The organism is Cupriavidus sp. GW821-FHT02F09 (assembly GCF_059421605.1).
In genome coordinates, this window is the sequence record NZ_JBWKVH010000084.1 from 1 (window position 1) to 8,258 (window position 8,258).

An 8,258-nucleotide genomic window follows, 5' to 3' on the forward strand; every position below is an offset into this window, starting at 1 on the left:
TGACTACCCTGCCATCGTCCGGGCCATCGAAATGCCTGCGTATATTGAGCGTGTCGTGCGTTATTTTGATATTTAGGAGAAAAAGAAGGCGACCCGTTACATGGAGACAGGGAGGTGGCGGGTCGCCTGTCCGCCAACTGCGGAAGATCTGTTTCGCAGGGCGAGTGTCAGACGGCCATATCCGAATGAATATCCTGCCCTGGATCGGTCAATTGGACGATATGCGTTAAGAGTTTAATTTGTGCGCAATTGAGATATTTCGGCGCCGATCTAGAAGGCGTATCGACGTTGTTCGAGAATTTCTGCGCAATTAGCTTTGCGTTCGTCCTGCCAGAGCCGTATCGCCAGCGCGCCATTCAGCCGGCTCTTCAGCCCTCGGGTGTGAACCCGGACGCCCGCACGATCGGGGCCCAGAAGTCGTACTCACGCCGGATGGCGGCTTGCAGCTGCGCCGGTGTCGATGAATCGATGCCCAGGTAGGAGCGCTCCCAGGTGTCGCGCAGGTCCCCCTCCCTCAGCGCCGTGTGCAGTGCCTCCACCGCCGTCTGCACCGTCGTGGTCGGCGTGCGCGCGGGCATGAGCGCGCCGAACCATTCACGCTGCGCGAGCGCTGACAGCCCCAGTTCGCGGAAGGTCGGCACCTGGGGGAAGAACGGCGAGCGCTCGGGCCAGGTGGTTGCCAGCGCGCGCAGCTTGCCGGCCTGCTGCAGAGGGCGGGCGGAGGCCTCGGTCGACAGCGCCGCCGCCACTTCGCCCGCAGCCGCGGCCTGCATGGCAGCCGAGCCGCCGCGGTACGGGATGTACCCCAACGTAACACCGGCCTCTCGCGCCATCAGCGTGGCCATGAAGTGGGGCAGCGAGCCGGCGCCCGGATTGCCGCACTGCGCAGCCGCGGGATCGGCAAGACACCACTGCTTGAAGGCCTCGAAGCTGTTGACCTCCGGCGGTACCTTGGGCCCGACAGCCAGGGCAAAGCCCGTGCTGGCCACCGTGGATACCGGCGCCAGGTCGGTGAACACGTCGTAGCTCAGTTGGCGATAGACGTGCGGATACAGCGTGAAGGCGGAGGCCGGCGCGACGAGCATGGCCGAGCCGTCAGGGCGTGCTCTCTTGAGTTCCTCGATGGCCAGCCGTCCTGCCGCGCCGGGCTTGTTCTCCACGATCACGTGACCGGCATAGCGCCCGGTGAGTTTCTCCGCCAGCTTGCGGCAGACGATGTCAATCGATCCGCCCGCCGGGTAGCCGTGGATGATCCGTAAGGCATCGATTCGAGGCTGTGCGCGCAGGGACATAGGGGCAGCGATGCCGGCGGCGAGCAGGGCAGAACTCAGCCAGCGCCGTTGGGTGTTGATCGTTTCCATCATCTTCTCCTTCTGGATTGCGAACGATTCATCCTTGCGTGAGCACGACGGTCCAGGCCAGAACCAGGGCATCGGCATCGTCGCGCAAGACCTCGGGGGTGAGCAATTCGGGGCGTGCCACGGCGCGGTACCAGCGATCGTGGCCGTTCAGCGGATGGCCTGGCAGGAAGATCTGCGTGATCAACCGGTCCACCTGGCCTGTCACTTGCACATGCACATGGGGTGCACGCTGCACAAGGCCATCGGCATAGCCGCCGGGCACCAGGCTGCGGAAAGCGAAGCGGCCTTGCGCATCGCTGCGCACGCTGCCGTGTCCCGCGAACCCTCTGGTCACTCGCTTATGATCGGGCGCACTGGAGTGCCGGTAGCAGCCCTGGTGGTCGGCATGCCAGATTTCGACGAGTGCGTCGGCTACAGGTACACCGAGAAGATTGAGGACCCTGCCTTGCAATTGCAGGTAACGCGCACCATTGGGCAACGGAGCCTCACCACCCCACAGATCAGCGCCCGAACCGTTCGAGGGCGCAAGGGGGTAGTACGGCCCGAGCAATAGACCGGGTGTGCGCCGCACAATGGCCGGCTCGCCGTCCACTGCAGTCTCGTCGCCAACCGTTGCCTTCATGTTTTTGCCCCTTGCACCTGTGCCGGGTGCAAGATTAGGGTTACAGGCCGTTCCGGGAAAGCATTCTTTTGGCATCATGTGATCTCGTTCCGAGATCAATGGAGGCGAGGCATGGACATCGAACGGGCGATGCGACGGGTGCGCCTGCACGATCTGCAGACCTTGGTGGCCGTGGTTCAAGCGGGCGGCATGCGCAAGGCTTCACAGACCATGCACCTCTCCCAGTCGGCGGTGTCGAGAGTCATCGGCGAGCTGGAAGACACGCTGGGCCTGCGCCTGCTGGAGCGAGGCCCCAAGGGCATTGAGCCTACGCCATTCGGGGAGGCGCTGGTGCGCCGGTCCAAGGCGGTGTTCGACGAGATGCAAGGCGCTCTGCGTGAGCTGGATCACCTGGCGGACCCCAGCGGCGGTGAAGTGCGGCTGGGGTGCATGGAAACGCTGCATGCCGGTCTGGTCAGCGCCACGATGGAGGCGGTGTTGCGCAAGCACCCTCGCATGCGCTTTGTGCTGGAGTCCGGGCAGTCGCCGGATCTCATCAACCACTTCCTGATGGAGCGAATGGTAAACTTTGTTGTGGCACGACCTTACAAGCTGCCGCTCCCTCCTGGCATCGACGGCGAGCCGCTGTTTCACGACCATATGCGGGTCGTAGTTGGCCATGCCGGTCCCTTCGCCAAGCGTCGGCGCATCGAACTGGACGAGGTGGTCGATGCACACTGGATCCTGTCACGCAATGAGGTTATGCCCGAGACGCCGCTGCCTGAGGCGTTGGCGGCGCGGGGCCTGGCGATGCCGCAGCGGGTCATCCACTCCGGCTCCCTGATGTCCCGATACAGCCTGCTGGACACGGGCCGGTTTGTGACCATGGTCCCGCATTCGCTCCTGCCCTTTGGGCGGCACCGCGAGATGTTCAAGGTCTTGCCCATTGCGCTAGCGCCATGGCGCACGCCCACCATGATCTTGACATTGCGTGGCCGGGCCCTGGGCCCGGCGGCACAGCTCTTCCTTTCGGTGCTGCGGGAGTTGGCCCAACCGCTTTGCTTGCCGCCGCGCTCGCAGTGAAGTCGATCCCGTGTGCGGCGCCGCATCGCCGGCCGCACGGAGTGCGTTCAGTCCGAGCTGAGCGGGGATTTCTCATCCTCATTCTGGGGCCTCGTGCTTGAAACAACCCACGCCACTGCGCCACAGAGTGCCCGGGTCATTGTGGATACTTCCGCGGTGCTCGGTAGACCGGATCGCGATCAAACTCGTGCCTGGGCTCGTGCGGCTTGCCTAGTCCGCCAGAAGGGGGCCAGTCCTGCGGTGCCGCTGCCTTAGCTTTAGCGACAGTGAGGTGACACGGTCACGAATCTTACCCAACGATTGGCGGATCGCTAACCCTGATCGGGTCTGGCACAAGAGCACGAGAAATTACATCAGGGTGGGGGAGATCATGCAGCCCATTTCGCCAGCCCTCCTAACTCGCCGCGCAGCCATATCCGCTAGCTTGCCATGACGCTTGACGAAGCATTCGCCGCAATCGAACAACTGCTTGCCAAGGAACGTCTGCTGGTTGGCCTCCTAGAGCATCACGCCTTAACCTGATCATCAGGTCACGTTGATGATCTCGATGCCGCTGACGATTCGGATCCAGCGGTTTTCTGGGCAGTCGATGAATTTCGGCGCGGCACATCGCGGCAACTTGTGTTGGTCGCCAATCTGCACGACGGGGGACAGCTTATCATCGAGGTCGGCATCGAATCCGCCAGTGAAATGTCCCATGCCATTTCGAAGGCCAAGAGAGAGTTCATTCGACGGTACACCCACTGACCGGCGAAACCCTCCCGAAGGGCCGTACCGTGGAGACCTGCGCAACGTATAACTATTGGCGTCCGTTCGGCTTTTGACCCCGAACTGGATCTTCTGCGCCGCAGTCCGCTGCTGCGGCCTTTTTTTTTCGCCTATTACCGGCTATGCTAGCTCCGTCAGCGACTGGACGGAGCTGACACCGAGACGCCTCGTTAACACCAATGTCGGTTCCCGAGGCGTCTCTCCTCTCCTACCCACACGCGGCGACCGCAGCCTCCAGTCTGATCTTGGACGCCGCGCGCTGACCCACCTCCACCAGCAGCGCCGCCCGCCCCTTCGTGAACACGTCCGTGGCCGGGCCCGCCCGATCGAGCGCCCGGGCCACGCCAAGACCGCCTTCCAGTATCGCGCTGCGCACGCCCCCCAGCGCACCCAGAGGCCGATCTTAAGCGGCGCCTCGGGCGCAGGTCTCGCAGTTGAAGAGCCGCGCGAGCATGTCGACGGTTCTGAAAAATGCCGTTCGTAACGTTATTGTCAGGACAACTATGAGACGTCCTTAGCTGCAATCTTCGAACAGGCGAGAATCGATGACTCATGAATCGATTCGGTCTCATGTTCGTCATTCAAGATTTCGACGAGACACGAAATTTACAAATCAGTTGTGATGCTGTTATGTCTTTTCTGTTTTGCATAGAAAGATTATGAGAATTAAATATAAAAAAACGAGGGCATTATTAATAATGCGATGATCATATGGTTGTGGTGTGGTTCATCCAATCGTGATAAAGCGTAGAAAAAGCGACCGTATATTTTATAAATCTCCTTTTTACATCCATTCATAATTATGCTTCTAAAGCAAGATTTATGCTAAAAAATTAATAAAATCAAAGGCTTGATTGTTTCCGTAGATCGCAATTTTGGTATTGTATTGCGGCGAGACTCCACCTTTTCCAGCAAGGCTTTGCAGCCAAAAAACGGGCTGTTTTTGCCGAATCCTGAAGTCTCCCAAATTCGGCTTGGCGTTATGCCTTCTCATCTTCCGAGCGGAGTGGGCAAATAGCCTCCGGAGCATGGGAGACTGAGACTATTGCGGCTTAATTTAGAGTTTCAACACTTGGTTGATTTTCTGATAATTGTTGCATAAATCAAGATTCCACATTAATGTCTTTAAAGTACAACATATGGCGCAATTGAAGATGAAGCCAGGTGGAATTCGGTATCTTGAGGACGTGATGGAAATGATGGGAATAAAGCGCATCGTCCATGCGCAATGCCCTTGCGACTCACCACAGCAGTGCGGGTCACTAGCGAGAAAATATGACGGAGAGATCAGGGATCCGCGCCAAAAAGCTTATCGCAAGCGACGCCTACGAATTTGCGGCGCGCTTGCGACCGATCCGAGGCGACGCCACGATCGAATCGGGGAGCGGCAATGCATCAAAATCGGACGACGACTGGCGTTCGATTGCGGTTAGACAGTCCATTCGACGGGTACGCGCTCGTTTTGCTGCACGAGGACGGCCTGCGGGCCCGGATTGGGAGAAAGGAGCGCGCCTGGTTGGTAGGTGCTTGCGCTATTCCGGATGCGACGCAGGTTAGTCAATGGCAATGGCGGGCAGGTAGCTATGACATGCTGCTGGTCGGGGAGCCTGGACGTCGGCCGTGCTCCAATCATTACAATTACCGCTGATGTTGATCCGCGGAAATCGCTAACGCAATGGACCGAAATAGAATCACTCGCGAATGTGCAGACATAGTTCTAGCCGCGCTGCGGCACGGCAAGGCGCTCGGCCGGCGGGACATGTTGAACAAGGGCCTTCTACGGACAGCGAGATTGCTCGCGGACTCATGGCCCTGCGCACTGCGGGCGCCACTCGGCGCTGTGCAGCCAGTGCAGGTGCGCGAGGTCGCGATGTGCGTTACGAGGCGACGGGCACGCCGTTGAGCTGGCAGAGTTTAGCGCCATCGCCGGGAAAGCGGCGCGCGATTTGCTTCGACGACCTGCTTGCGGTATGGCGTATCCGGATGCCACCAACATCAAAGTGGGCCAGCGCTTCCGGATTCATTAAGAATGCATTCGCGCTGGAAGAAATGCAGGAGTTGGCCGTGAAGCGAACCAGCCCAAGCCAACCGACGACACAAGCGAGACGGCGGGCTGCGAGAGCCTAGGTAGGGGATTCGAGGCGCATGAAAAAGAAGGCGACCCGCCACAAGGAGACATCGAATGGAGGGTCGCCTGTCCGTCAACTGCGGGAGATCACTCCGCTGCGCTAGTATTGGACCGCCGAATCCAGATGAATACCCTGCGCTGGATGGGTGAATGAGAATGTCTGCGTTTATCGTTGTAATTATGCGCAATTGAGATAGTACACCGCACAGTGCCCGATAGAGCTGCACTAACGGTCATGGTGAATTCACGGCGGCTGCGTAGTAGCTCGTCGTTCCCAATGTCCCCGGCCTTAGCGGCCGCGCCTCATGTTCCCTTCGAGTTCTCTCCGTGCCCTGGCTGCCGCGCTGATCGGCACCATGCTGTTGACCGCCTGCGGGGGTGGCGACAATGCGACCATTACATCCGCAGTCGAGCAGCCGTTGTCGATCCCGGCAGCGCCTAAGGACTTGGGATTCGTCGACTCCGTGCCGCTGGCTGACCAGGCCGCCGTGCTGCCCTTCGTGGACTACGCCTACACCAACCAGCGCGGCGACGCGCGCTATGCCACTAAGGAAACCAACACTGGCGTGCGCGTGCTGACCGGCTTCCTGGACCTGTGGAAGCCCTCCACGCTGATTGTCGACGCCGGCGTCAACGCGCCCGCTAGCGGCAGCTTCCTCGCCGTGGTCGCGTCCAACTGGACCGGCATCCCCGGTGACAGTACCGATGGCACCATCCTTAACGCCAGCGTGCTCGGCGCCAACATCCAGTACGTGGCCAACGTGACTGCGCAGCGCACCGTCTCGCAGGAACTGGCAGCTTACCTGGATGATCGCCGCAACAAGGGCTACAGTGTCAGCGACGGCCTGGGCCCGTTGACGCCCACCTGGCAGGCCGCTGCGCGACAGACTACAAGCATCGCCAGCGACGCTACCACTGTGCTGTACAACGACGGCGGCAACAACGTCGGCGTGGGCGGCAGCACCAACACCAGCTTTGGCGCCGTGGTGGATTTTGTCAGCAACATGGGTGAGAACGGCTCAACCGAGCGGGCCAAGCGCTTCTACAAGTACGCGCGCCCGTGGCGCTGGAGCAGCAGCGTCAATGTGGTCGCCGCCCTGGTGCCGGCCAAGAACGCCACGCCCGCCACCGATGGCGGCTTCAGCAGCGGCCACACCGCCGAAGCCGTGCGCGACGCCATCGCCATGGCCTATGCCGTTCCGGAGCGCTTCCAGGAAATGGTCACACGCGGTCTGGGGAACTGGGCGAGAACCGCATCGTCGCGGGCATGCACTCGCCGCTGGACGTGGTCAGTGGCCGCATGCTCGGCCAAGCTACCGCCGCGGTTAGCATCGCCACCGGCGCCAACGCTGCGCGCAAGGCCGCCGCCTATGACCAGGCCCACAGCACGCTGATGGCCGCGACCAAGGCTGATACGAAGCTGGCCTTCAACGACTTCGCGCATTCCGGCACCACGGCCACCGACCGCTTCGCGGACTACGCCACCAACAAGGCCAACTACAACCGCCGCATGACTTTTGGCTTCGCGCAGATCGCCGATACCACCAAGCCGGCGGTGGTCCCCAAGGGTGCCGAGGTGCTGCAGGAAACGCGCCTGCCTTACCTGGATGCCAACCAGTCGCTGCAGGCGCTCTCGGCGACAGCCTTCGGCAAGGGGCGACGTCTACCTTGGCGGCGGTACGCTGGCTTCCAGCGCCGACGCACAACTGGTGATCGCCGGCGCCTCGCAATTGGCCGACACCACGCTGCAGTTGGAGGGCCTGGGCAGCGGCGTCGCCGGCCGCCTGGCGGTGAGTGGTATTGCCACCGTGGCCGGCGGCACGCTGGCAGTGAACTTCCGCAGCGGCTTCCGTCCGTCGGTGGGCGACACCATTAGCCTGCTTTCCAGCGCGAGCCTGAAGGGCCAGTTCACCGCCATCTCGGTGCCGGGCTACAAGACAACGGCCATTTACACGGCCACGGGCTTGTCGGTGCGGATTGACGGGGCGACTTGATGCGAAATATGCGTGAGCCGCTGACTGACGGTCTGTCAGTCCCAGCAAGGCATACGCCGATATCGCGTTGAAGCCGAATTGGAAGTCGACCGTCTCTAGGGCGCGATAGATCGGAGAGCGACTTTTTGCAGCCTCGGGCAGGCCGAGCAGATCGCGGTAGAACGCCAACTGGGCGTCTATGTCCCAGCACAGCAGGTTGAACCAGAGCTTGCCGGGTTGGTCGTAGAGCGCTGAGGTCTGGCGTGTCTCAGCGACGGTGGGCATGGTCGAGCCAACGGCGCCACCTACCCCATTGCCGATTTCGAGAAGATCCGTGGAGGACC

At 61.2% G+C, this 8,258-nt stretch carries 4 protein-coding genes and 1 pseudogene; 2 read left to right on the forward strand and 3 right to left on the reverse strand.

Going from position 1 to position 8,258, the window contains the following annotated elements:
* Positions 1–368 precede the first annotated feature (368 nt).
* Together AC07XB_RS38510 and AC07XB_RS38515 are read right to left on the reverse strand one after the other, a co-directional pair.
* The gene (locus AC07XB_RS38510; protein WP_492833126.1) at positions 369–1,361 is read right to left on the reverse strand and encodes a tripartite tricarboxylate transporter substrate-binding protein; all 993 of its coding nucleotides are present in this window, start codon (positions 1,359–1,361) and stop codon (positions 369–371) included.
* Positions 1,362–1,389: 28 nt separating this feature from the next.
* Positions 1,390–1,983, reverse strand: a complete 594-nt coding sequence (locus AC07XB_RS38515) for a dioxygenase family protein (protein ID WP_492833128.1) — start codon at positions 1,981–1,983, stop codon at positions 1,390–1,392.
* Between the two features lie 111 nt (positions 1,984–2,094).
* Between AC07XB_RS38515 and AC07XB_RS38520 the strand changes: the two genes are divergently transcribed.
* The gene (locus AC07XB_RS38520) at positions 2,095–3,045 is read left to right on the forward strand and encodes a LysR family transcriptional regulator (RefSeq protein ID WP_492833130.1); all 951 of its coding nucleotides are present in this window, start codon (positions 2,095–2,097) and stop codon (positions 3,043–3,045) included.
* 525 nt (positions 3,046–3,570) lie between these two features.
* Here the strand turns inward: AC07XB_RS38520 and AC07XB_RS38525 are convergent.
* A complete protein-coding gene (locus AC07XB_RS38525; RefSeq protein ID WP_492833132.1) occupies positions 3,571–3,744 on the reverse strand; it encodes a hypothetical protein in 174 nt (57 codons plus the stop codon).
* Positions 3,745–6,246: 2,502 nt separating this feature from the next.
* On the opposite strand from AC07XB_RS38525, the pseudogene AC07XB_RS38530 reads away from it, so the two are divergent.
* Positions 6,247–7,935: pseudogene (locus AC07XB_RS38530) on the forward strand (phosphatase PAP2 family protein).
* Positions 7,936–8,258: the final 323 nt, after the last annotated feature.